The organism is Geomonas anaerohicana, assembly GCF_016458305.1.
Classification (GTDB): Bacteria; Desulfobacterota; Desulfuromonadia; order Geobacterales; family Geobacteraceae; genus Geomonas; species Geomonas anaerohicana.
Genome location: NZ_JAEMHL010000020.1, coordinates 20,300 through 44,567 on the forward strand (window position 1 = coordinate 20,300; position 24,268 = coordinate 44,567).

Here is a 24,268-nt window from a genome sequence, read left to right on the forward strand (position 1 = left end):
TGGGAACCGTTGTGGCTTCGCCATGTTAGCAAAAATTTACAAAACCTTCTTCCCTTTGGGGGCAGTTATGTTATATAACGAAGGCTCCATTAAGACGGGCGGCGTAGCCCGTTCACAATTAAATTTCATTCCAGGGGGGTAGAGATGAGCCAGATAACCGACGTTTACGCCAGGGAAATACTTGATTCCAGAGGGAATCCGACACTTGAGGTCGAAGTGTTCCTGGATTCCGGTGCTATGGGTAGAGCCGCGGTTCCCTCCGGCGCCTCCACCGGCGAGCGCGAAGCGCTGGAACTGCGTGACGGCGACAAGGGGCGCTACCTCGGCAAGGGCGTTGAGAAAGCCGTTGCCAACGTGAACGACATCATCGCCGACGAGATCACCGGCATGGACGCCACCGACCAGGTCGGCATCGACAAGAAGATGCTGGAGCTTGACGGTACCGAGTTCAAGAGCCGTCTGGGCGCCAACGCCATCCTCGGCGTCTCCCTCGCCGTGGCCAAGGCCGCAGCCGACGAAGTCGGCCTGCCGCTATACCAGTACATCGGCGGCTCCAACGCCAAAGAACTGCCGCTGCCCATGATGAACATCATCAACGGCGGCGCCCACGCCGACAACAACGTCGACATCCAGGAATTCATGATCATGCCGGCCGGTGCCAAGAGCTTCAAGGAGGCCCTCAGGATGGGCGCCGAGATCTTCCACGCGCTGAAATCGGTCCTCAAGGCCAAGGGTTACAACACCGCCGTCGGCGACGAGGGTGGCTTCGCACCGAACCTGAAGTCCAACGAGGAAGCCCTCGAGGTGATCATGGAGGCGATCGTGAAGGCGGGCTACAAGCCGGGCGAGGAAGTGCTCCTCGCGCTCGACGTCGCCTCTTCCGAACTCTTCGAGAACGGGGTGTACACCCTGGAGAACGAGGCCGAGTCCAAGAAGACCGCCGACCAGATGGTCGACTTCTACGAGAACCTGGTCAACAAGTACCCGATCATCTCCATCGAGGACGGCATGGCCGAGAACGACTGGGACGGCTGGAAGAAGCTCACCGACCGCCTGGGCAAGCGCATCCAGATCGTGGGTGACGACCTGTTCGTGACCAACCCCTCCATCCTCAAGGAAGGGATCAAGAAAGGGATCGCCAACTCCATCCTGATCAAGCTGAACCAGATCGGCACCCTTACCGAGACCCTCGACGCCATCGAGATGGCCAAGCGCGCCGGTTACACCTGCGTCATCTCGCACCGCTCCGGCGAGACCGAGGACGTCACCCTGGCCGACCTGGCCGTGGCCGTCAACGCCGGCCAGATCAAAACCGGTTCGCTCTGCCGCACCGACCGCATCGCCAAGTACAACCAGCTCCTGAGGATTGAGGACGAGCTGGACGAAGTCGCGCTGTTCAGGGGCGCCGACGTCTTCTACAACGTGAAAAAGTAGGGGGCGAATAATCATTCGCCCGCCTTGGATGTTTAAAGGGCGCACCCCCACGAGGGTGCGCCCTTTTTTCGTCCCCCCCTCGCCCTCCGGGAGAGGGGCAGGGGTGAGGGCACTGCAAAGAAATGACATCGACGCCCGTAGCGAGAGCCCTCACCCGGCCGGTACGTACCCTCTCCCGGAGGGCGAGGGTACGTACCGGCCGGATTCCCTTGCGCCTTCTTCCTCATGAAGGTATACTCCGACCCATGTTAACCTACGAAATATCGGCCCAAGACCACCTGCGGCGCGTGGACAGTTTCATGCGCAACCTCCTTCCCAGCGCGCAGTTTTCCTACATCAAGAAGCTGATCAACTCGGGACACCTCAAGGTGAACGGCGCCCCCGCCGAACCCGGCGACCTGCTGCGTTACGCCGACCAGGTGACGCTCAAGGAAAGCTCCAAGACCGCCGCCTTCCTGGCCCGACTCACCCCGGAACTCGACATCCTGTTCGAGGACAGCTGGATCATCTGCTTCAACAAGCCCGCCGGCCTCGCCGTGCACCGCACCGAGGACCCGGAAGAGATCACCCTGGTCGACCTGGCCGAAACGCTTTTGAAAAAACGCGACGGCGTCGGCAGGCTGCGTCCCGTGAACCGGCTGGACAAGGGGACCTCCGGGGCCATCATCCTGGCCAAGAGCGCGGTCGCCGCGGGCATGTTCGGCAAGATGGTGCAGGAGGAAGGGCTCGGCAAGCTGTACCTCGCCATGGTGGAGGGGAAACTGCAGAAGCAGGGGACCATCGATGCGGCACTGGACGGCAAGGAATCGCAGACCAGTTACGTGAGGCTCTTCCAGGGGGGCGGCGTCTCCCTGCTGGCGGTGTATCCCCTCACCGGGCGCATGCACCAGATCAGACAGCACTTCAAGTTGATCGGGCACCCGATCCTGGGTGACAAGCGCTACGGCGGCAGGAAGCTTTCCGGCTTCACCGGCCACGCGCTGCACTCCTTCAGGACCACGCTGGTGCACCCCGCCACCGGTGAAGAGATCGACATCCCGGCACCGTTGCCGGAATCGCTACTGCGGCTCGCCACCCGTTGCGGCGCGGTGAGCGACGAGTCCTTCCTCAAAACCCTGAACGACGTCCCCGCCGCCGAGACGCTGGCACTCTCCTAGTCCTCCCACCCCTGCGCACCGATCAGCGGTACGAATCGGACCGCGCAGAGGGTTTCCCCGTGCAGGCTGCCGCTGCGGTCCCTGCGCACCCGCACCAGGTCCTGCAGGTGCGGCGTAGGGCCAACCGGGATCACCAGCCGCCCCCCCGGGGCCAACTGCCGTGCCAGCTCTTCAGGCACGTCGGGCGCCCCGGCGGTCACCACTATGGCATCGTAGGGGGCATGATCCTGCCACCCCAGCGTGCCGTCGCCGACATGCACCGTCACGTTGCGGTAACCGAGCTCCCGCAGCCGCTGCGAGGCCAGGTACGCCAGGGACGGGAGCCTCTCTACCGTATAGACCTGCGCCGCGCACAGGCTCAGGACGGCTGCCGCGTAACCGGAACCGGTACCGATCTCCAGAACCTTCTCGCTCCCTTGCAGTTCGAGCGCCTCGATCATGTAGGCAACGATGTAGGGCTGCGAAATGGTCTGCCCGTCCTGGATCGGCAACGGCCCGTCCTCGTAGGCAAGGTGCTCCATGCCCGGCGGCAGGAAGTCTTCGCGCGGCACATCGCGCATTGCCCTCAGCACCGCCTGGTCTACGATGCCCCGACCCACCAGGTGCTGGCCCAACATGCGCTCCTTCCTTTCAGCCAATTCTTTTGTCGCAGCGCTGTTCATGGCTCCTCCAGAAAGTTCAATGCTACCACGGCACCTATCGGCCACAAGCCCGGTGCCGGAGCGGGACCATCCGCATCCAGGATTCTCAGTACAGTAACAGCGGGCCGCCTATGACATTAAAGCCCTCCAATACAGTATCAAAAGCACCATACATCAACCTGTTGACTCTTATTCGGGGCAGGCGTACACTTAAATCGTAGCAAAGAGTTGTTCTTTGAAAACAGCTCTGGGGTACAGGTAGAGGTGGCGTGAGGTACCCTGATTATTCCACACTTCGTATTTCTCAGGTTTCAGACGTGGTGTGCAGGTCCAGATGCTTCCAAGGAACTGCCTAAAGCGTTTTCCGGGGAAATGATTTACAAAAGAGCGTGGTCTCACATAAACCTGTACGGCACTCTGGAGCTCGTAGCTGGCGCTTAAGGAGATCAAGCCGATTGGCCTATAATAATCTCATCCGTCATGCGCGTAACAACCGCTTCAAAAAGGGGAAGGAACCGCGAGAACGGGTGACATGGTCCCGCCGGAGCATGTCTCTACGCCGCGAGGAACGACTTCCACCGGCGGATAGGGGTAAAGGATCTCAAGATTTAAGCGCCAGTTACATTTTTCAGGAAAGGCCCGGTTGCATCAGCATCCGGGCCTTTTTCATGTCCGCGGTCTGCATGACTAGCAATGCCGGGACCGCGTCCCCTTGATGACATTCTTTCCACCCAGTATCGGCTTCCCCTGTTAGGCGGGAGTGCTATACTTAGCCCGTGTTAATTTCGACCAATCAAAACAACGGAGGTCGCCATGCCACGCGGATCCAGAATAACCATGGAAGAGAAAGGAAAGATGACCACCCGTAGCGTCGAGCCGTACCTTCCCAAGCGCGGGCTGCCGGAGGGGACCGTGTGCAAGGGGTGCGGCATCGTCTACCACAACAAACGCTGGCAAATCGAAGGCGCATCTACTGCAGCGCCCAAGGGTGAGATACTCTGCCCCGCCTGCCAGCGCATCGTGGGCGAGGATCCGGCAGGCGTGGTCACCCTCAGCGGGTCCTACCTGGCGCAGCACAGGGAAGAGATCCTGAACACGGTGAGACGGCAGGAGAGCAAGCACCGGGAGAAAAACCCGCTGGGGCGGATCATGGAGATCAAGGAGGAGAATGGCGGCATCGTCGTCACCACGACCGAGGATAAACTGGCCCAGAAGATCGGGCGCGAACTGTACAAGTCGCAGCGCGGCGAACTGCACTACAAGTGGAGCCACGACCAGCGCATGGTCCGGGTGGAGTGGAGCCGCTGAGCGCTGGCCTCTCGGGCGTGAAATGCAAAGCCCCCCTTGCCTTGCGGCAAGAGGGGCTTTTTGTTTTGGAGTGGCTAGCGATCAGCGGTGCAGCAGCGGACCAAACAGGTACTCAAGGCCGTTGGCCTTTATTTCGTACATAGACTCGAGCATGGCTCCCAGTTCACCTTCGGGGAACCCCTTCTGCCGCATCCAGACCAGGTACGGCTCGGGGAGATCCACCAGCAGTGACCCGGCGTACTTGCCGTAGGGCATCCGGGTGCGGGCCAGCTTCAGCAGTTGGGCGGGGTCGGGGAAAAGATCCTCCAACGCTTAGCCCTTCAGCTTCGCCTTGAGCAGATCGCCCAAGGTACCCATACCCTTGGGGGCCTCGGCCACAGTCTTCTTGTAGGCGTCCATGCTCTGGGCCTGCTCCTCGGCGGCGCGGCTGACCGAGGCGAGGGCGAGCGAGATCTTCTTGGCTTCGCGATCCACCGCCTCGACCTTCACTTCGACTTCCTGCCCTTCGGAGAGAACCTCTTTCGGGTGCTGGATTCTCTTGCCCGCACCGAGCTTGGAGATGTGGATCAGGCCGTCGACGCCGCTGGCGAGGGTCACGAAAGCGCCGAACGGGGTGAGCCTTGCCACCTTGCCGCTCTGGTAGGAACCCTCGGGGAACGCGCTCGCCGCTTCTTCCCAGGGATCAGCCAGGGTGTCTTTCAAGGAGAAGGAGATGCGGTTCTTCTCCCAGTCGATCCCCTTCACCACCACTTCTACTTCCTGGCCGGCGGTGAGGACCTCGCTGACGTGGTTGACACGGGCCCAGGCAACCTCGGACACCGGCAGGAGCCCTTCGACGGCACCGATGGAAACGAAGGCACCGAAGTCGCGCAGCGAGGTGACGGTACCTTTCACGCGGTCGCCAACCTTGAGGGTCTCTTTAAGGGCATCCTTCTGCTGCTGCAGTTCTTCCTCGAGCAGAGCCCGGTGGGAAAGAACGATGTTGCGGCCTTTCTCGGAGTACTCCGTGATCTTGAAGGACATCTGCTTGCCCAACAGGGCCGCGGTGTCCTCCACCCTTCTCAGGGCGATCTGGGAGAACGGGCAGAAGGCGCGGGAACCGGCCACCTTCACCTCGAAACCACCTTTTACTTCCTTTTCGACCACGCCCTGCACCGGGATGCCGGCGGCGTAGGCCTCTTCGAGTTGCGCGTTGCCGGCGGAGTGGCTGCTCCCTGCGCCAAGCTTGGTGGTGAAACGCATCTCGTTGTTGCGCGAAGAGACGAACCAGGCGGTGACCTTGTCACCGACCTTGACGCTCACGTTGCCATCGGCGTCAAGGAGTTCCTTGATATCGAGGATCCCTTCGCCTTTGCGGCCGGTATCCAGAAAGACCCAGTCCTTGGCGATCTGCAGTACGGTCGCCTCGACCTTGGCGCCCGGCTCCAGGCGGCCGGCATCCTTCTGGCTCCGCTCGAACAGATCGGCAAAGCTCTCCTCTTCGGTTTCCATCTCTTCCCTGTGATCGTTATCCATTTAAGTACCTCTTCAACGTAGTTGTTGCGCGCTTTAGCACCCATGGAGCATACAGGGGACCCCGTACCCTTGTCAACTACTTGAGCCGCTGACATTCGATGTTTGTGACTGGTACTGACAAAACTTTCTTCAGGTCGCGACGAAAGATTCCGATAGGTATTGCATCTGTAAAGTTCACGGATGGATACCGGAGGAGACAACAATGGGCGTACTGGTCTGCTATGACGACTTTACCTACGACGTGATCAACGACTACTTCCTGGACCACCTGGTATCGACCGGGTGCATCGTCGGTTTTGACAGGTCCGAGCATTGGGTGAAAAAGGAGGACACTACTCAGCCCTCCCCGTCCCTGTCACGTCGCCTTCCGGCCTGACATACCGCCACCAAGAGCAACGGCAGAAGCTGCCCACCTTACTGCCAGGAGACGGGCCGCCACAAACCGCTCGCCCCTTTCCCCGCCCTCCTCAAAACCCGCCACTCCTCCCGCGAAGCAACTTCAGTTGTGGTAACATCTCCGGGTGCTTCGCCATCTGACGCAAACGGAGGTCCTATGAACGAGCCAGCTGCGCTGAAACGGATCAGCGAAACGATATGGGAACTGCCGGTGAGCCACAAGGAAGGGATGCTGGTCCCCGCCAGGATCGTCGCCAGCGAGAAGTTGATCCACGAGATGGACGCCGGGGTGTTCGAGCAGGTGAGCAACGTCGCCACGCTCCCCGGCATCCAGCGCTACGCCTACTGCATGCCCGACGGCCACTGGGGCTACGGCTTTCCCATCGGGGGAGTCGCCGCCATGGACCCCGGCTCCGGGGTGATCTCTCCCGGCGGCATCGGCTTCGACATCAATTGCGGCATGAGGCTCGTGCTCACCAACCTGACCGCCGAGCAGGTCCAGCCCAAGCTGCACCAGCTGGTCGATCGCCTCTTCGCGCGCATCCCGACCGGCGTCGGGTGCCACGGCTTCATCAAGATGAAGGGGGACGACTTCCGTTCCGTAGTGCAGCAGGGGTCGCGCTGGTGCCTCAAAAACGGCTTCGCCACCCAGCAAGACCTTGACATGACCGAGGAAGGAGGGTGCTTCGCAGGAGCGGACGCCTCCGATGTCAGCCAGAAGGCGGTGGAGCGCGGCTACAACCAGTTGGGGACACTGGGTTCGGGCAACCACTACTGCGAAATCCAGGTGGTGCAGCCCCAGAACATCATGGACCAGCAACTCTCCGAAGCCTTCGGACTGACCACCGTCCCGAACCAGGTGGTGATCATGTTTCACTGCGGCAGCCGGGGCTTCGGCCACCAGGTAGCTACCGATTACCTGAAACTCTTCCTCTCGGTCATGGAGCGCAAGTACGGCATCAAGATCGTGGACCGGGAATTGGCCTGTGCCCCCTTCCACTCCCCCGAAGGTCAGGCCTACTTCAGCGCCATGAAATGCGCGGTCAACATGGCCTTCGCCAACCGCCAGGTCATCCTGCACCGAATCCGGGAGGTATTCTCCGACCTGTTCCACGCCTCGCCGGATGAACTCGGCATGCGCATGGTCTACGACGTCGCCCACAACACCGCCAAGCTGGAAAGGCACCTGGTCAACGGCAGCCGCAAGGAGTTGCTGGTGCACCGCAAGGGTTCCACCCGCGCCTTCGGACCTGGGCTCCCGGGGCTCCCGGAGTGCTACCAAAAGACCGGACAGCCGGTGATCATCGGGGGAAGCATGGAAACCGGCTCTTACCTCTTGGCCGGCATGTCGACAGGGGGGGACGCCTGGTTCACCACGGCGCACGGCAGCGGCAGGACTATGAGCCGGCACGAAGCGAAGAAGAACTTCCGGGGTGACCAGCTGCAGCGCGACATGGAGCAGCGCGGCATCTACGTGCGCACCGACTCCTTCGGGGGACTCGCCGAGGAAGCGGGTGCAGCCTACAAGAATATCGACGAGGTGGTTGAGGCAACCGAGCTGGCGGGGCTCAGCAAGCGCGTGGCGCGCCTGGTGCCCATCGGGAACATCAAGGGTTAGGAGGAAAGGCCATGCCGTTCGAGTACCGCAGCGACATCGCACATGCCGACGTCGCCTTCGACGCCTGGGCGCCGACACTGGAAGAGCTGTTCCGGGAGGCGGCACGGGCCACCATGGAGGTGATGGTGGAAAACCTGACCGAGGTGCGCCCGGCCCAGACACTTGAGGTGAAGCTGGAACAGGAAAACGAGGAGATGCTCCTCTTCGACTTTCTCAACGAACTGATCTTCTACAAGGATGCGCGCAGGCTGATCCTGCTCCCCGGCGATATCGAGATCTCACCCAGCGACAGCGGACTCGCCGTGCGGGCGACGCTGTCGGGGGAGGAGATCACCCCGACCCGGCACGAGATGAGGACCGACGTCAAGGCGGTGACCATGCTGCGCTACAAGGTGGAGCAGGTGCCGCAAGGGTGGCGGGCGACGGTGGTGCTGGACGTGTAGGTTCAACCAATGGTGAAAGAAGGATCGATGATACGTTCGCTGCGGCATACCGGGCAGCGACCCGGCTTTTTCAGGCGCGCTCTCTTCTGAAATGAAAAACCGCACTCCAGGCAGCGGGGCGGGGTCATGTCCAGCCTGCCGTGGAGTGCGATCCTTAGATGCTCCAGGTGCTCCAGCACCTCCTTTTCCGAAATCCCCACCAGCCCGGAAAGTTCCTTCGCAGTCAGGCTCTCTCCCCGCAACAAGGCGGCAAGTTCCTGGCGCACGGTGTCCTGCCGCCGCGGCGGGACGAAGGGCTGCCCGGGGCGCTCCTTCACCCCGTGACCACCAGGTTGTTCACCACCTCACTCACCCCCAGGACGTACCAGGCATCGGACTCGGCGGCAAGCTTGTTGTTCGGGGTCGGAACCGCCCCATCCATGGTAACCACGCCATCCTTGCTGTGGATGGAGACCTGCGCCGCGTTCACCAGCGGGTCCTTCTCCAGGACAATCCTGATCAGGTCCACCAGTTCATCCTCGTTCTCATCCGGGTCGGACCACACTTCGATCCCGTTGACCACGTCCCTGCTGCCCGGCACCCACCAGGCAAGGACGCCGGCCAACCGCTTGTGCGAGATGCTCTCCGCCCTGCCGTTCAGGATCACGACGCCATCGTTCACCTCGACCTCGATGACCCGCTCCAGCCCCCGTTGCGCGGTGCCCCGCACCTCTTCCAGGTCCTGCTTGACGATAGCCTGGACCGCGTACTGCATGAAGGCGGGCTCGCTGGAGAGCGCGTTGCAGACATGGTCGCGGATGGCACCGTCCTCCATCTGCTCGGACGGCTCGACGTGCAACCGGTCCACGATGCCGCTCACCGGCGCAGGCGACGCAGCGATCTTAAGAGCAAGCTTCTTGGCGGCAATCCCCCCAACCTCCCCCGCAACGGTTACCACACCATCGGCAAAGTCCAGTTCAATGGGATGGCCGTGCAGGTTCACCCGCGGCTCCCGCTCGAGTGCAGCCCGAATGGTTCCGATGACCTCATCCGCTCTGATCATGCCTCTCCCCCTTCCCAGCTCATTCTTAGGAAGAATCGTTCCCATGTGAACGGCCGGAGCTAGAGATTAATAAACGTCACGAAAACAACGGATACATTGTAGCATGGGGAGGAATGTTGTCGAACGTGGGCGGGATAGGAGAACGGGGCGAAACAACGATGCTGAGTTGCCGGAAGAAAGAGTGGAGAAACAAAAGCGGCGGCAGGAGTGCTGCCGCCGCTGGTGCTAGAGGATGCGGTTCAGGAAGGATTTGATGCGGTCGTGTTCCATCTGGTTGGCGAAGAAGTCCTCAGGGGTACCCTGGGCCACGAAGGCCCCCTTCTCCATGAAGATGACCCGGTCTGCCATCTCCTTGGCGAAACCCATCTGGTGGGTGACGATGATCATGGTCATCCCCTCTTTGCCGAGGTCGCGAATGGTATCGAACACCTCACCGATCAGTTCCGGATCGAGAGCCGAGGTGGGCTCGTCGAAGAGCATCAGTTTGGGGCGCATGGCGAGCGCGCGCGCGATGGCGACGCGCTGTTTCTGGCCGCCGGAAAGGGTGGCGGGATAGACGTCGCGCTTGTCGGAGAGGCCGACCTTGGCCAGCATGTCCAGGGCGATTTCGCGCGCCTGCTCCGGGCTCTTCTTCTGCACTGTGAGCGGTCCTTCCATCACGTTGCCCAACACGGTCATGTGCGGGAACAGGTTGAAGTGCTGGAACACCATCCCGATCTCGGAGCGCAGCGCACAGATCTTGTGCGGCACGTCCAGGTGCCGGCGCCCGTGCTTGCTGGTCACGTAGCCGATCTCGTTCCCCTCGAAGACGATGGTCCCCTCCTCGATCTCCTCGAGGAAGTTGATGGAGCGCAACAGGGTGGACTTCCCTGACCCGGAAGGGCCGATGATGACCACGATCTCGCCGGGGCAGACGTCGAGGTCGACGCCGTTGACGGCGGTGAGCGAGCCGAAGTGCTTGGTGATCCCCTTGAGGCTTAACAACGGTTGGTTAGCGGTTTTCATAGATGCCGGCCCGAACCTCGATCTTTTCGAAGACGAAGGTGAAGATGGTGGTGAACAGCAGGTAGATGAGCGCCGCCAGGATCAGCGCCGTAACGTTGAAGTAGGCGTTGAACATCTGGTCCGCGGAGCGCATCAGTTCGACCATGGCGATGGTGGAAACGAGCGCCGTGTCCTTGATCAGCGCGATGAACTCGTTGCCGATGGGGGGCATGAGGCGCTTGTAGGTCTGCGGGATGATGACCCGGCGCATCGCCTGCCAGTAACTCATGCCGATGGCCTTGGCAGCCTCCATCTGGCCGTGCTCGATGCTCTGGATGCCGCCGCGGATGATCTCGCCCAGGTAGGCCGAGTAGTTGAGACCGAGACCGAGAATGGCGGCGGTGAAGGGTTTGAAGGTGATGCCCAGGGACGGGAGGCCGTAGTAGATGAAGAAGAGCTGCAGCAGCAGCGGTGTGCCGCGGAAGAGCCAGATGAAGAACCAGCAGATTGCCGACACCGGCTTGAAGGTGCTGATGCGCCCAAGCGCGATGAGGAGGCCGCCGATGGGCGAAATGAGGATGATGCACACCACGAGGGTAATGGTCATCACGGCACCCTTCAGCAGCTGAGGCAGGAAGCGAAGGCAGTCCTCGATGAACACCTTGTAGCGCGGCTTCTGCTCCTGCTTGACCGAGGCGAGGAAGTTCAACGCCTCGCTGTTGTCGGGGTAGACGGCCAGGACTTCCTTCGCAGCGGAGCTTGCCTGCTCCATGTCCTTCAGGGCGAATTGCAGTCTTGCAATCTGCATCCTGCTCCTGACGAAGGCGCCGCTTTCGTCGCCCTTCTCGAACTCGACCTTCTTCAGCAGGGCAATGGCGGCGGGAAGATCCCCCTGCGCCATGGCGTCGTTGGCGTCGGTGAAGAGCTGATCGTAATCCTTGGCGAAGCAGACCGAAGCCAGGAGTAACAGCAAGCATGAAAAAAGCAGGATCGCTCTTTTGACGACCCTGCCGGTAAAAAATTTCATCGGCACACCTGATTTAACTGTGGCAGTCCCCCCTCCCCGCGGAGGGGGAGGGGGAAACGTTAACTATTTCCACTTCTTCGGGTTGGTGATGTCCTCGCCGAACCACTTCTTGGAGATCTTGGCCATGGTGCCATCCTTGACCATCTTGTCGAGGGTCTTCTGAACGGCTTCACGCAGCTCCACGTCTTCCTTGCGGAAGGCAACGCCGAACGGCTCCTTGGTGATGTTGCCCGGGAGGATGCGGAACTTGCCGGGGCGCTTGGCGATGAAGTCGCGGCCGGTGGCGTCGTCGATGATGACGGTGTCGAGACGGTCGGATTCGAGGTCGAGCAGCGCCTTCGGGTTGTCTTCGTACTCACGCACCTCGGCAGGGGCTGCCGGAAGCTTCTTGACGGCCTCGACGGCGGAGGAACCCTTCTGAACACCTACCTTGGCGCCTTTCAGGTCAGCAAGCTTCTTGTGCTTTTTGTCGGCGAAACGGACCACAGCGACCTGGCCGTCCATCTTGTACGGCTTGGTGAAGGCAACTTCCTTCTTACGCTCGTCGGTGATGGTCATGCCGTTCCAGATGCAGTCGAACTTCTTGGAGTTGAGAGCGTGGATGACGCCGTCCCATGCGGTCGGCTGCCAGTTGATCTTGATGCCGAGACGCTTGCCGACTTCTTCAGCTGCATCGATGTCAAAGCCGACCAACTGCCCCTTGTCGTTGCGGTAGCCCATCGGGGGAAATGCATCATCGAGGCCGATGGTCAGAGCACCCTGGCTTTTGACCCTTTTGAAGGAACCGTCGCCGGCAAAGGCAGAGACGGCACAGGCAAGGACAAGCAGAGACGACAGGACAACCCAGATCTTTTTCACGTTTACGCTCCTTTTCTATGCTGTGGTCGGTGATGGTGAAGCTTAGAAATATTTGATGTAAACAAACAGGCGTTTAGACCGGCGGATTATTGCAGAATATGGCGGAAGCGTCAAGAAGATAACAGGACTTGCCCCAGGCAGAACCATAAGGTGACAACGTAGTTCGGCAGGCACAGCGACTGCGCCTTTTTGTCAGCTCCGGGCCCGGTACCGTATACCATGTTGCCCCTATTTTTCCAAAAAAGTATAATCCGGGTGATAGGTACCAACACGTAAGAAAGGCCACGAGGCTTAGACATATGTGTAAAAAGATTTTCATTGCTGCCACCGGCCAGCATTGCGGCAAGACCACCATCAGTCTGTCGCTGCTCCACCTGGCCAAGCAGAGATACGCCCGCGTGGGCTTCATAAAACCGATCGGTCCCAAAGTCTTCATGCTGGACGGCGTGGAGATGGATATGGATGCGGCGCTCATTGCCTCCATCTACGGCATGGAGGCGGACCGCAAGCTCATGTCGCCCGTTGTCGTCGGGAAAGGCTATACCAAACGGTACCTCTCCGGCGAGATCGCACCCGAGGCTCCCCTTGAGGCTATCAAGAAAGCCGTCAGCGAATTGGAAGCCAAGAACGACTTCCTGATCATCGAGGGGTCCGGTCATGGCGGCGTCGGTTCGGTGGTGGGTATCAACAACGCGCAGATCGCCCGCACCCTCGATGCGCCGGTGATCATGGTCGCCAGCGGCGGCATCGGCTGCGTCATCGACTCGGTGCAATTGAACCTCTCCCTGTTCCAGCAGCAGGGCGCGCAGGTGAAGCTGGTCCTGGTGAACAAGCTTCTGGCCAACAAGCGCGAGGAGACCCTGGGGTACCTGAGAGCATTCTTCGAGAGCCGCCAGCAGAACGTGGCGGGGGCCTTCGACTACTCGCCCACCCTGGCCAACCCCACCCTGCTCGACCTCTCCAAGCTTCTGAAGCTGCCGCTGCAAGGGGACCAGGAAGGCAAGAACCGGATCATCAACCACATCCAGTTGGGGGCCGCTTCATCGCAACGGGTCATCGACACCCTGCAGGACTCCACGCTGCTGATCACCACCAGCTCGAGGGACGAATTGATCGTCACCGCGTCAGCCCTGTACAACATCCCGGCCTACCGCAGCAAGCTGGCGGGGATCGTGGTCCCGGGTTCCGCGCCGGTGTCGGCCATCACCCAGCGGATCCTCGACGACAGCAACATCCCGTACCTGCGCACGTCGCAGAATACCGCGGAAACCTTCATCACCCTCACCGAGCATGTCTCGAAGATCACGGCGGACGACAAGGAAAAGATCGACCTGATCAAGTCCACCGCCGAGAGCGTCTTCGACTTCGACGTCATCGACGCCATGAGCCGTTAAGAGAGAACCATAAAAACAAAAAGAGCCGGAGGGGACGCATCCTCTCCGGCTCTTTTCTTTCTGCCTTGCGTTTTTACCCCAGACGCTGCACCAGGGCGTCGTAGATCCCATACGGAGTCGACTCGACCACCTGCACCTCCGCCCCCAGCTGCTGCTCCACGTCGGCCAGGGTCAGGTCGTCCAGAAAAACGCCCTCCCCCTCCTTCAGCATCACGTCAGGCACGAGCACCACTTCTCCCAGTTCCATCCCCTGCAGGGCTGCCACGACGTCTGCGCCGCACACCAGCCCGGTGACAGTGACCGTCGGGCCGAAGAGCCTGTTGCGCACCGCCACCGGCTGCATGGTCACCCCGGTCGCACCGGAAAGCTCTTTCAGGAAATCGGACAGATAACGGTAGGGGGATTCGCCGGTGACCACCGTCAACTTCGCCGGCTTGAGGGCTTCGGCCTCCTCAAGCACCTGTTCCGCCTCCGAGAGGAACAGCGGGATCATGCCGACGCCGTTCTCCAACTGCGGCAGGTCGCCGTAATTGTCCAGTCCTGGAAACGGCACGTCGCCCTTGATATAGAACTCGTCGGCGAGGAACAGGAAGGGAGCACCCAGGCGCTCTTCAAGCTGCCGGGACTCCGGGTACCACCTGCCGATAAAGTCGGCGGCGAACTCCTTGGTCACCGGGGCCAGTGCCGGCAGGTTCTGCCTGTGCTCGGTCAACCCCACCGGCACCACCGCCAGCGATGCCACCCATGGGTACAGATCAGCCAGGTCGGCGACCGTGCGGGCGAAGGCCTCCCCGTCGTTCCAGCCCGGGCAGAGCACCACCTGGGTGTGCATGGTGATGCGCGCCTCGGCCAGCTCCCGCATCACGTCCAGGATCGGAAGTACGCCGCTTTTCCCCAGGAGCTTCTCGCGCAACGCAGAGTCGGTGGCGTGGACGGAAATGTAGAGCGGGGAGAGCCGCTGTTCCTTGATGCGGTCCAGTTCGGCGCGGCCGATGTTGGCCATGGTCACGTAGTTGCCGTAGAGAAAGGAGAGGCGGTAATCCTCGTCCTTCACGTACAGGGGACCGCGCAGCCCGCGGGGCAACTGGTGCACGAAGCAGAACACGCAGTTGTTGCCGCAGCGCGCCGGCGCCGGGGCCTGAAAGGAGATGCCCAGCGGCTCCCCTTCGTCCCGCTCAACCTCGAGGTCCCAAAGCTCGCCGTCCGCCTTTTCGACTTCCAGCTCAAGTTCGTCGTCCGAAGCAAAATAGTTGTAATCGATGACGTCCCGCAAGGGGTGGCCATTCACCGACAGCAGCCGGTCGCCCGGCTCGAGCTCCAGCTCTTCGGCTATGCTGCCGGGCATTACTTTATCGATAGTCAGTCCTGACATGAAATCCCTCTTGGTGCGCGCCCCGCGGCCGAAGTGGAGATTTTCGGGCTGCGGGAACAGCTGTCGCAGGATAACCGGCGAAGCAACTGGCGTGAGAGCGGCGGCGCGCAGAATTTAATGATAGGTGGAGAAGGAGGAATTTGGCAACAGATAAAAAACGAGCCGGCCCTTTGGAGCCGGCTGGGAGGAGTTACTGTCGTGACGACGCAGTGACGTCCGGATTGAACCTGCTAACCCGGAAGCCTGCTTCCTGCACAGGTAGTGATGCTACTGGTGCAGGCGGAAAACGCCATCTACGGAGGTGATGCTGCAGATCGCGTGCTTATAGATGAGGATATCGCCATGAACTTCCATGAGAACAGAGAAGTTATCGAACGATTTGATATGCCCTTCCAGTTTTTCACCGGACATGAGCTGCACCAAGACCTTTACACGCTCCTTGCGAGACTGGTTGAGGTACTGGTCCTGGATGTTAAAAGGCGTTTTAGGCATGATTCCGCTCCTTTACCCAAAAAATTCAATCACATGACCAAGGATACTAGCAAATGCTGCGGGATATTCAAGCCAATAAATATCATTTTCCTTACCGAACCAAGTCATCTGTCGCTTGGCATAACGGCGGCTGTCACGCTTGATCAGCGTAACTGCCTCATCCAGCGTCATTTCGCCAGCCAGATGTGCAGTTATTTCCTTGTATCCGATGGAACGCATTGACTTCAATTCGCGGCTGTAGCCTTGGGCCAGGAGTCCCCGCACCTCCTCCACCAGCCCCAATTCCAGCATCCGGTCCACCCTGATCTCTAAACGCCGGTAGAGTTCGGCGCGGTCCACGGTGATCGCCATCTTGAAGGCCCGGTAGTGGTCGCCCGAAAAGCCATGCTCGGCACGAAAGGCGGAGATGGGGCGCCCGGTCTGTGTGTAGACTTCGAGCGCGCGCACCAGGCGCACACGGTCGTTAGGGTGCAGCCTGGCCGCGGTCTCGGGGTCGACCTCGGCCAGGCGTCGAAGCAGCTCCTCTCCCGGGATATCGTCGAACTGGCGGCGCAGTTCCGGGTCGCCGGTCGGAGAATCGAGCAGCCCCTCCAAAAGGGCGCGCAGGTACAGCCCGGTGCCGCCGACCACGATCGACTTTTTCCCGCGGCGGGCGATGTCCTCGATGGCCGCCGCGGCCTCGCGCCTGAAGTCGGAAGCCGTGAAGTCCTGGTCCGGCGCGACGATGTCGATCAGGTGGTGCGGCACCCGGGCCAACTCTTCCGGTGAAGGTTTTGCGGTGCCGATGTCGAGCCCGCGATAGATCTGCACGGAGTCGGCGTTGACGATTTCTCCATCGATCTCTTCTGCCAACCTTAAGGCCAGATCACTCTTGCCGGACCCGGTCGGTCCTCCCACCACCAGCAGCTTTATCTTCTCTTCTGTCATGTTGTCTCATCTACTGCGGCCGCACCATCTGCTGCCGTGCCGGCTCTACACCCGCTTGAACATCTTCTCCACGTCGGTCAGCGTCAGGGTCTGCATTACCGGTCTGCCGTGCGGGCAGTTGCTGGAAAAGTCCGTCTCGTCCATCTGCCTGAACAGCGCGGTAATCTCCTGGGCCGTGAGCGTCCGCCGGCCGCGCACGACGCTGTGGCAGGCTATCCGCGCCAGGAGATCTTCCTGGATGTCGGTGAAGGTCCGGCTGCGGCTCAAGCTGGAGAGTTCCTCGAGAATATCCCGGATGGTGCGCAGGTAGTCAGTGCCGGATAGCAGCTGCGGCACACCGTTCAGAAGCCAGGTGTTGCCGCCGAACTCTTCGAAAGAGAAGCCCAGGCGCCGCAGTTCCTCGAGATTCTCCCTGAGCACCGCCGACTCCCGGAACGAAAGCTCCAGGGTTTCCGGGAAGAGCAGCCCTTGACTGTCCACCTCTTTACCGGCGAACTCCGCCTTAAGTTTTTCAAAGGCCACTCGCTCGTGCGCGGCATGCTGGTCAATCAGCACCAGGTCCGTGCCACGCTGGCACAGGATGTACGAGGCGTTGAACTGGCCGATCACCGCCAGCGACGAGAAATAGCCAGGCGCCTCGCTCTCCTGCGGACAAACAGGCACGGGCTCTTCGGTGCGAAGTTGGGTGGCAGGCTCCTGGCTAAGAGGCGGGGATGCCGGCTCCTCTGTCTTCCGCGTCGGCGCCTCGAAGTGGTAATGGGGGCGCAGCGCGGGCTGGGGCTTAGGCTGATATCCCACGAGCAGTTCGCGGATCTCGGCCACCTTCGCATCGCTCACCGACGGCAGTGCCGACTCTGCCGGGAGCACCGGCTCCTGCGCCGCTTTAGCCGCCGCGGCAGAAGGGGCCGCCTGAGGCGGTGCCTCCATGGGTACAGCTGTCGGGGCGGAAACGGGGCGCGGCTCAGACGGAGGGACGGTGCCCGTGGCAACTCCGGTCACGCCGGCAGCCTGCGTCATCGAAGCAGTCGAAGTAGTTGAAGCCGGCGCCGTTGGCCGCTTCAGCCAGGGGGTCTGCTTGAGTACGCTTTCCACCGCATATTGGATGGCGTCGTGCACCTTCCCCTGTTCGCGGAACCTCACCTCGTGTTTGGTCGGGTGAACGTTCACATCGACCTCCCCGGGTGCGATATCGATGAAGACGGCGACCACCGGATAGCGGCCGCGCTCCAGGAAGTTCCGGTAGGCCTGTAGGATAGCGTGCTGCACTACCTTGTCCCTGATGAAGCGACCGTTTATGTAGGTATAGAGGTGACTGGCGGCGCTGCGGCTACACTCCGGTGCGGCCACCAGGCCGGTCACCCGCACGCCCCCCGGCTCTTCATAGGAGACTGGATAGAGAAAAGAGGCGATCGACCGCCCCAGCAGGGTCGCCACCCTTTCCTTCAGATCGGCGTCCAGGGCGCGAAATACCGTCTTCCCCTCGTTTTTGTAGGTGAAGCGGACATCGGGTCGGGAAATCGCCAGCCGGGTCAGCAACTCGCCGACATGTCCCCCTTCAGTATCCGCGCTCTTCATGAACTTGAGCCGAGCCGGCGTGTTGAAGAAGAGGTTGCGCACAGCGATCACCGTCCCGGGAGCCATGCCGCACTCCTTGACCTCCTTGATGCGCCCCCCCTCCACGTAGATCTCGGTCCCCTCCAGGCTGTCGCTGGTGCGGGTGGAGATGGTAAGCCGGGACACGGAGGCCACCGATGGCAGCGCCTCGCCGCGAAAACCGAGGGTGGACAGGGCGAATAGGTCCTCGTCACTGGCGATCTTGCTGGTGGCATGGCGCTCCAGCGCCAAAAGCGCATCCTCACGTGACATGCCGCTACCGGAATCGGTTACCTTGATGAGCCGCCTGCCACCGGACTCGATCTCCACGACCACCTCTTTGGAGCCAGCGTCCAGTGCATTTTCCACCAGTTCCTTGGCCACGGAGGCGGGGCGTTCCACCACCTCACCGGCGGCGATCTTGTTGGTCAGATTCTCGGGAAGTATTCGTATCTTGGTTGCCAATGTGGACCTCACGCTGCGGTAATCGAAGTGAGCAAGATACCTTAAGGGGCGACACTTTGTAAATCCAAGATTCGCTGTAACAGGCAGCGCGCCCCCTTCGCGCTGCACTCAATTGCGGGAGCGGGAAACAATGCTATAACATGCTGCATGAAAATTTTCTCATCTGTTAAAAATTCTGTTCTTCTGGCGGCAGTTATCACCGGCCTTGCCCTCCCCCAGGCTACCACTGCACGCTCGTACCACCCCGCCACCTCCTACCTGGTGAAGGTCAACGGCCAGGTATTTCGCCAGCAAAATGCGGGTATCCGCCGGGCCCCGGCCAGTCTCACCAAGATGATGACAGCGCTGGTGGTCATGGAGCGCTGCGGCCTGGACGAGGTAGTCGTGGTCAGCCGCGGAGCAGCGCGTGAAACCGGCAGCAGGATAGGGCTGCGACGCGGCGAGAAATTACGGGTGCGCGACTTGCTGGCCGCCACCTTGATCGCCTCTGCCAACGACGCCTGCCGGGCCCTCGCCGATCACGCCAGTGGCAATCAAACCGATTTCGTGGTACAGATGAACACCCGGGCTCGGGCGCTTGGCCTGGAAAACACCCACTTCGCCAATGCCTGCGGCCATGACAACAGGGGACTGTACTCCAACGCGCACGACCTGGCGCGCCTCGCCGAGAGGGCGATGCAACTGCCGCAGTTCGCGAAGATCGTGGCCAGGCACGACATGCGCATCACCACGCTCGACGGCAGGCGCAGTTATTATCTCAGGAACAAGAACAGGCTGATCGGAAGGTACCCTGGGGCCATTGGAGTGAAAACGGGCACCACGCCCAACGCAGGGCAATGTCTGGTCGCCGTGGCGGAACGGGAGGACACAAGGGTCCTTCTGGTCATCATGCACTCCAGGAACAGGTGGGCAGCGGCACCGGCCCTGCTCGACGCCGCGTTTGCTGCCTCGGCACCGCACCATGCCGCAAAAACAATTCCTGAATCGACGACACCAGTAAGGAGAGAAGATGAAGCATCACCGGAAGGAACTGTGGTTCCAGATCAAGAGTAGGCGCGGTTTCGTCAACATCACCCGTGACGTTCAGGCGGCCCTGGACGAAAGCGGCATACGCGAAGGGCTCCTGTTGTGTAACGCCATGCACATTACGGCCAGTGTCTTCATAAACGATGATGAATCCGGGCTGCATCAGGATTTCGAAGAATGGCTGGAAGGGTTGGCACCGGAAAAGCCGCACAGCCGATACCGCCACAACCATGGAGAGGACAACGGGGACGCACACCTGAAAAGGACCATCATGGGACGCGAGGTTGTCGTCGCGGTCACAGGGGGGAAACTGGATCTCGGGCCTTGGGAGCAGGTATTTTACGGAGAGTTCGACGGTTTGCGCAGAAAGCGCGTCCTGGTAAAGATCATCGGCGAGTAGTATTTATTGTCCCGCACACTTATAGCCCCCGCAGCACCAGGACAGTGATGTCGTCGGGCTGCGGGTCTGGCTTCCCGGTCAGAGCGATCAGGGCATCAGCCATCTCTTGAGCGCTCTTCTTTCCTGCCAGTTGTCTGGCAAGCGCCTCGTGGGTCAGTTCCAGTTCAGGCCTCGCATCAACCAATCCATCGCTGTACAGGACCATCACATCACCCTTCGCAAGGCGCACCGCTCCCTCCTGGTACACTTCGTCACCCTGCACCCCCAAGGGAAGCCCACGTGGATTGAGGGTTTCCACAGAACCGCTGTGGCGCCTGACGAAGACGTAGCCATGGCCGCAGTCGACGAATGAGATTGTCCGCGTTGTGGAATCCAGTTGAGCATGGAAGAGGGTCACGAAGCTTTCCGAGTTCTCGAGATCCTCGTTGAGCGCCTTCTCGGCCAGGTGCACCGCCTGCGCCGGCCGGTTGTACAGAGTGACGGCATGGAGAGCAGCCCTGACGGTGGCCATCAACATGGCAGCAGCCATCCCCTTCCCCATCACGTCACCAAGAGTCAGGTTTATGAGCGTGGGCGACACCTGTTGCCAGTCGTAGAAGTCCCCCCCGACCTGTTTCGCCGGAAGGCAGCGGGCGGCAACGTCGAAGCCTGCGATTTGCGGATATACCCGCGGCAGCAGCTTGGCCTGGATCTCGGCGGCGTACACCAGTTCGAGCTGCAACTGCATGCGACGCAGTTCACTCTCCCTGAGGTCAGCCTCTGCCTTTTTCCGCTCGCTGATGTCCCTGAAGATGGAGATGTTACCGGTCACGTTGCCAAAGCGATCCAGGCGCTTCATCGCGTACAACTCGCCGATGAAGATTTCGCCGCTTTTCCTGCGGAAGTGTAGTTCCACCAGCTTCCCCTTCACGGAGGTTTTAACGTCGAAGACTTCCTTACCGGTACGCTCGTAATCCTTGTCGTTGGCGTAGAGAATTCCGCTGCTCAGGCCGATGACCTCTGAGGAGTCATAACCGAAGATGTCATTCAGAGCGGGCTGGTTCACGTGCAAAATGGTCCGATTATGGTCGGCGACCACGATCACGTCCCGGATACTGTTAAAGAGGTTGCGGTAGTCTTCGGCCCGCTTCTCGATCTCGGCGTGAGCAACCTCGAGGTCACGCTCGGTTTGTCGCTGCTTGGCCCGCTCTTGTGCCTCAGTGAGCGCACGCTGCACCGCCGGGACCAACCTGGACAGGCGACTCTTCAATACGTAATCTGTGGCACCGCTTTTGAGTGATTCGATGGCTGCTTCTTCGCCCAGTTTTCCGGAAACAAACACAAACGGCAGGTCTGGCAGTTTCTGACGCACCATTGCCAATGCGGTCATGCCGTCGAAAGCAGGAAGCGCAAAATCGGCCAGGATGAGATCCATGCCGCCGCGCTCCAAGGCGACACTGAACTCGTCCCGCCTCGACACCACCTCGACTTCGCAATCAACTCCCTCGGAGGTAAGTGTCATCAGGACCAGTTCCGCATCCATCGGATCATCTTCGAGATGCAGTATGCGCAGGCGCTCCTGTTTCATTAGCGATTGCCCTTATGAGATGACGGAGGCGGCTCATTGATGATGGCCCAAAACGCACCGAGTTCCTTGACTGCGGTGATGAACTCGGAAAAATCGACCGGTTTTACCACGTATGCGTTGACGCCTAGCCGATAGCTGTCGACAACGTCCCTTTCCTCCCGCGACGAAGTCAGCACCACCACCGGGATGCACTTGAGCTTGTCATCACCTTTAAGTGTGCTGAGAACCTCCAGCCCGTCCACCTTCGGCAATTTCAGGTCCAGCAGTATGACCGCCAGGTTCGGCCCAGGTTCACCTGCGTATTTCCCCCGGCGATAAAGATAATCCAGGGCCTCGGCCCCATCCCTGACCAGATCCACCCCGTTGACCAGATTATGCTCTGCCAGCGCTTCCAGAGTGAGTTCAGCATCGTTGGCGTTATCTTCAACCAACAATATGCGCTTTAGCTTTAACATCCCTGTATCTCCTTTAGGCCTCCACCCCATAGCAGAGAAAGACATCAAATGACTGCGTCGGACACACAGATTTTACCACGTCTTTATAGCGATACACCAATAGGGCTACGCAGGTTGCTCTCCCCCACTGCACGAGAGCCGTCGCACGTGGGCAGCAGCAAACTCAAACAAATTATAGGAAAGCCACATCTTCCATTGAATCAGGGAGTTCTCCTGCTCTGAAGCTTGAAATAGCTGCGGTTATGAGCGAGACGACATTTTTCTGCTATATCTTAATGTAAAGTCCGTTTAAGCCCACCTGCTAAAAGGAGAAGCAATGAGACATACCATCATCGTGGCCTTTGCATTGACCGCTCTTTCCATCACCTCGCTGTATGCTGCCCAGGAAGGGCCCAAATCCGCGCCCACATCAGGCAAAAATCTTGGCAGTGTCACAGGGGGCGTCTTCAAGGAAGCACACCTGGTAATCGACAAGAAGTGCGTGTCATGCCACACCGCCGAGCGCATCGAAAATGCTATCGCGGCAGGGAAAGATATGCAGAAGATCCAGCACCGCATGGAATTAAAAGGAGTAAAACTAACTGCGGATGAGCAGTCGGTACTGGGCATCTTCTACAAGGACAGTCCGTTGAAGCCCAAGAAGTAGACGTTGCAAACCTGATGGCGGGGGGCTTGCCCCCCCTCACTTTCGGTCGGTCCATGTTATTTCGACGGGATACCCACTGTTCTGGTAGTAGGCGCGAACCAGTTTCCCCATGTCGATTCGGTGCAGCAAGTTCCGGTCAGCCATCACGTGCAGGATCTCTCCCACACCTGTAGTGTCTCTCTTTTGGCGATGGAACTCGATGAATACCCTTCCATCTTTGATCCCCAGTTTCACAGGCTGGTTTACGATCCTTACCCCCATCCCTTTTTGAACTTTCACGAAGAGAGCCGCCATGTCTGCTGGATAAAGGCGCAGGCACCCATGGCTCGATCGCCTGCCAATGCCATAGGGACGGTTGGTACCATGGATTAGGATATCCTGCCGTGACAGGCGCAGCGCATGCCGTCCCAAAGGGTTACCCGGTCCTGGAGCAACTACGGAAGGTAATTGTGGGCGCTGTCTGCGGATCGACTTCGGGACATGCCAGTACGGGTCCACGATTTTTTCGACAACCTGAAAGGATCCCAGCGGAGTGTCTGTGCCTTCATCTCCGATGCCTATAGGAAAGGACTCGATCTGGGTGGTGCCGCCCTCAGGAAAAAAGAACAAGCGCAATTCAGCAAGGTTCACGACAATGCAAGGTCGCTCTTGGACTGGCGGGGGGATCCACGCCGCAGGTATCGTAACAACGGAGCCAGGTTTAGGAAGCACCGGCTCGACGTCTTGATTAGCGTCCCGAATCTCGTTGTACCCCAGATCGAACCTTTTTGCGATTTCGATGAGAGATTCCCCTTGGCGTACCTTGTACTGGCGAAGTTCTCCAACATACCCACCGTCATAGGCTGGCGGAATGGAAATAGCCGACTGAGCGTGGCGTGCAGAGATCTCCAGTACTAGAAACGCGGGCGCCGCCATACCAAAGAGGAGAGCCAAGAGCCTAGCCATGGCGATAGGCGTTGCTATTTCTTCTGCCCCAGCTCGAAGATCTTTTCTGCTCTGTCAGCGGCCTGTGTAGCAGAGGCCGCGGCAGCTTCGGCTCTTTGCGCGCTATCGGTGGCCCTTGCGGTAGCGTCATCGAGCATGGCCTTGTTGGCAAGTTGTGCCTGGGAGACTTGACTCTCCAGCGTTGCGAGCCTGCTCTCAAGAGATATGACACGCTGGTCGAGGGAAGCATTCTTCGTCTCCAGGATGTCAACGCGGCAGGAGATCGGGTCGAGTTGCTTACTGACGTAGCCTTTGGTAACACAACCGGACAGCATGAAGGCGACAACAGAAACGGAGAGTAAGGAGAGTTTCAAGAGGAACCTCCTGGTTGTAAAATTAACACTCGCCAATTTTATCCGGCATGCCGGCATTTGCAACGTAAAGGTTAGGTGGAAGGGGAGTTGAAACGAGAAAAAGGAATAGAAGAAATAGGGGACCAGGAACCTGAACGCGAAAAAGCCCCGTCCGGTAATCAGACGGGGCTTTCTCTATTAAATTCCCTGCGGCGACCTACTCTCCCACAT

The 24,268-nt window shown here is 59.9% G+C and carries 25 protein-coding genes and 1 pseudogene; 10 read left to right on the forward strand and 16 right to left on the reverse strand.

Annotated features, from left to right (window positions below; genetic code table 11):
* Positions 1–144 precede the first annotated feature (144 nt).
* The gene (eno, locus tag JFN91_RS20725) at positions 145–1,434 is read left to right on the forward strand and encodes a phosphopyruvate hydratase (RefSeq protein WP_199391049.1); all 1,290 of its coding nucleotides are present in this window, start codon (positions 145–147) and stop codon (positions 1,432–1,434) included.
* A 245-nt stretch (positions 1,435–1,679) separates the two neighbouring features.
* Entirely contained in the window at positions 1,680–2,591 is a 912-nt protein-coding gene (locus JFN91_RS20730) for an RluA family pseudouridine synthase (RefSeq protein ID WP_199391050.1), read from the forward strand.
* Here the strand turns inward: JFN91_RS20730 and JFN91_RS20735 are convergent.
* Positions 2,588–3,253, reverse strand: coding sequence for a protein-L-isoaspartate(D-aspartate) O-methyltransferase (locus JFN91_RS20735; protein WP_199391051.1), 666 nt, complete (start codon positions 3,251–3,253; stop codon positions 2,588–2,590). The two genes, JFN91_RS20730 and JFN91_RS20735, sit on opposite strands and share 4 nt — an antisense overlap.
* 792 nt (positions 3,254–4,045) lie before the next feature.
* On the opposite strand from JFN91_RS20735, the gene JFN91_RS20740 reads away from it, so the two are divergent.
* A complete protein-coding gene (locus tag JFN91_RS20740; protein ID WP_199391052.1) occupies positions 4,046–4,540 on the forward strand; it encodes a BCAM0308 family protein in 495 nt (164 codons plus the stop codon).
* Between the two features lie 81 nt (positions 4,541–4,621).
* Here the strand turns inward: JFN91_RS20740 and JFN91_RS20745 are convergent, their stop codons facing one another.
* Together JFN91_RS20745 and rpsA are read right to left on the reverse strand one after the other, a co-directional pair.
* Complete coding sequence (locus tag JFN91_RS20745; RefSeq protein ID WP_199391053.1) at positions 4,622–4,849, reverse strand: DUF3820 family protein; 228 nt, start codon at positions 4,847–4,849, stop codon at positions 4,622–4,624.
* Between the two features lie 3 nt (positions 4,850–4,852).
* A complete protein-coding gene (gene rpsA, locus JFN91_RS20750; protein WP_199391054.1) occupies positions 4,853–6,055 on the reverse strand; it encodes a 30S ribosomal protein S1 in 1,203 nt (400 codons plus the stop codon).
* Positions 6,056–6,257: 202 nt separating this feature from the next.
* Here rpsA and JFN91_RS20755 point away from each other — a divergent pair, with 202 nt between their 5' ends.
* The 3 genes from JFN91_RS20755 to JFN91_RS20765 all read left to right on the forward strand — a co-directional run bounded on the left by JFN91_RS20755 (position 6,258) and on the right by JFN91_RS20765 (position 8,512).
* The gene (locus tag JFN91_RS20755; protein ID WP_199391055.1) at positions 6,258–6,431 is read left to right on the forward strand and encodes a GSU3473 family protein; all 174 of its coding nucleotides are present in this window, start codon (positions 6,258–6,260) and stop codon (positions 6,429–6,431) included.
* Between the two features lie 177 nt (positions 6,432–6,608).
* Positions 6,609–8,069 carry an RtcB family protein gene (locus JFN91_RS20760; protein WP_199391056.1) on the forward strand — a complete coding sequence of 487 codons (1,461 nt, stop codon included), beginning with the start codon at positions 6,609–6,611 and terminating at the stop codon, positions 8,067–8,069.
* A gap of 11 nt (positions 8,070–8,080) precedes the next feature.
* Positions 8,081–8,512: an archease gene (locus tag JFN91_RS20765; RefSeq protein WP_199391057.1), complete on the forward strand. Its 432-nt coding sequence runs from the start codon at positions 8,081–8,083 to the stop codon at positions 8,510–8,512.
* Between the two features lie 2 nt (positions 8,513–8,514).
* Here the strand turns inward: JFN91_RS20765 and JFN91_RS20770 are convergent, their stop codons facing one another.
* The 5 genes from JFN91_RS20770 to JFN91_RS20790 form a co-directional block, all read right to left on the reverse strand.
* Complete coding sequence (locus JFN91_RS20770; protein ID WP_199391058.1) at positions 8,515–8,829, reverse strand: transcriptional regulator; 315 nt, start codon at positions 8,827–8,829, stop codon at positions 8,515–8,517.
* The gene (locus tag JFN91_RS20775; protein ID WP_199391059.1) at positions 8,826–9,554 is read right to left on the reverse strand and encodes a BON domain-containing protein; all 729 of its coding nucleotides are present in this window, start codon (positions 9,552–9,554) and stop codon (positions 8,826–8,828) included. The genes JFN91_RS20770 and JFN91_RS20775 overlap by 4 nt, the downstream gene beginning before the upstream one ends.
* 225 nt (positions 9,555–9,779) lie before the next feature.
* On the reverse strand, positions 9,780–10,559 hold the full coding sequence (locus JFN91_RS20780; RefSeq protein ID WP_215907478.1) for an amino acid ABC transporter ATP-binding protein: 780 nt from the start codon (positions 10,557–10,559) through the stop codon (positions 9,780–9,782).
* On the reverse strand, positions 10,546–11,565 hold the full coding sequence (locus JFN91_RS20785; RefSeq protein WP_199391060.1) for an ABC transporter permease subunit: 1,020 nt from the start codon (positions 11,563–11,565) through the stop codon (positions 10,546–10,548). Before JFN91_RS20785 ends, JFN91_RS20780 begins: the two co-directional genes overlap by 14 nt.
* 63 nt (positions 11,566–11,628) lie before the next feature.
* Positions 11,629–12,423, reverse strand: a complete 795-nt coding sequence (locus JFN91_RS20790) for an amino acid ABC transporter substrate-binding protein (protein ID WP_199391061.1) — start codon at positions 12,421–12,423, stop codon at positions 11,629–11,631.
* A 299-nt stretch (positions 12,424–12,722) separates the two neighbouring features.
* Between JFN91_RS20790 and JFN91_RS20795 the strand changes: the two genes are divergently transcribed.
* Positions 12,723–13,817: an AAA family ATPase gene (locus JFN91_RS20795; protein WP_199391062.1), complete on the forward strand. Its 1,095-nt coding sequence runs from the start codon at positions 12,723–12,725 to the stop codon at positions 13,815–13,817.
* A gap of 73 nt (positions 13,818–13,890) precedes the next feature.
* Here JFN91_RS20795 and JFN91_RS20800 read toward each other — a convergent pair whose 3' ends face one another.
* The 4 genes and pseudogenes from JFN91_RS20800 to mutL all read right to left on the reverse strand — a co-directional run.
* On the reverse strand, positions 13,891–15,189 hold the full coding sequence (locus tag JFN91_RS20800) for a DUF512 domain-containing protein (RefSeq protein WP_199391063.1): 1,299 nt from the start codon (positions 15,187–15,189) through the stop codon (positions 13,891–13,893).
* Between the two features lie 267 nt (positions 15,190–15,456).
* Positions 15,457–15,681, reverse strand: coding sequence for an RNA chaperone Hfq (gene hfq / locus JFN91_RS20805; protein WP_012529414.1), 225 nt, complete (start codon positions 15,679–15,681; stop codon positions 15,457–15,459).
* Between the two features lie 12 nt (positions 15,682–15,693).
* The gene (gene miaA, locus JFN91_RS20810; protein ID WP_199391064.1) at positions 15,694–16,608 is read right to left on the reverse strand and encodes a tRNA (adenosine(37)-N6)-dimethylallyltransferase MiaA; all 915 of its coding nucleotides are present in this window, start codon (positions 16,606–16,608) and stop codon (positions 15,694–15,696) included.
* A 45-nt stretch (positions 16,609–16,653) separates the two neighbouring features.
* A pseudogene (mutL, locus tag JFN91_RS20815) lies at positions 16,654–18,675 on the reverse strand (DNA mismatch repair endonuclease MutL); the annotation flags it as partial.
* Between the two features lie 138 nt (positions 18,676–18,813).
* On the opposite strand from mutL, the gene JFN91_RS20820 reads away from it, so the two are divergent.
* Both JFN91_RS20820 and JFN91_RS20825 read left to right on the forward strand, forming a co-directional pair.
* Positions 18,814–19,719, forward strand: a complete 906-nt coding sequence (locus JFN91_RS20820) for a D-alanyl-D-alanine carboxypeptidase family protein (protein ID WP_199391066.1) — start codon at positions 18,814–18,816, stop codon at positions 19,717–19,719.
* Positions 19,676–20,092 carry a secondary thiamine-phosphate synthase enzyme YjbQ gene (locus JFN91_RS20825; RefSeq protein ID WP_199391067.1) on the forward strand — a complete coding sequence of 139 codons (417 nt, stop codon included), beginning with the start codon at positions 19,676–19,678 and terminating at the stop codon, positions 20,090–20,092. The genes JFN91_RS20820 and JFN91_RS20825 overlap by 44 nt, the downstream gene beginning before the upstream one ends.
* 19 nt (positions 20,093–20,111) lie before the next feature.
* On the opposite strand, the gene JFN91_RS20830 is transcribed toward JFN91_RS20825, so the two are convergent.
* The gene (locus JFN91_RS20830) at positions 20,112–21,659 is read right to left on the reverse strand and encodes a SpoIIE family protein phosphatase (RefSeq protein WP_199391068.1); all 1,548 of its coding nucleotides are present in this window, start codon (positions 21,657–21,659) and stop codon (positions 20,112–20,114) included.
* Complete coding sequence (locus tag JFN91_RS20835) at positions 21,659–22,114, reverse strand: response regulator (protein WP_199391069.1); 456 nt, start codon at positions 22,112–22,114, stop codon at positions 21,659–21,661. The genes JFN91_RS20830 and JFN91_RS20835 overlap by 1 nt, the downstream gene beginning before the upstream one ends.
* Positions 22,115–22,430: 316 nt before the next feature.
* On the opposite strand from JFN91_RS20835, the gene JFN91_RS20840 reads away from it, so the two are divergent.
* Complete coding sequence (locus JFN91_RS20840; protein ID WP_199391070.1) at positions 22,431–22,760, forward strand: cytochrome C; 330 nt, start codon at positions 22,431–22,433, stop codon at positions 22,758–22,760.
* A 36-nt stretch (positions 22,761–22,796) separates the two neighbouring features.
* Here the strand turns inward: JFN91_RS20840 and JFN91_RS20845 are convergent, their stop codons facing one another.
* Positions 22,797–23,390, reverse strand: a complete 594-nt coding sequence (locus JFN91_RS20845) for a L,D-transpeptidase (protein ID WP_328747806.1) — start codon at positions 23,388–23,390, stop codon at positions 22,797–22,799.
* 329 nt (positions 23,391–23,719) lie between these two features.
* Positions 23,720–24,058 (reverse strand): hypothetical protein, encoded by a 339-nt coding sequence (locus tag JFN91_RS20850; RefSeq protein WP_236015296.1) that lies wholly within the window; start codon positions 24,056–24,058, stop codon positions 23,720–23,722.
* Positions 24,059–24,268 lie beyond the last annotated feature (210 nt).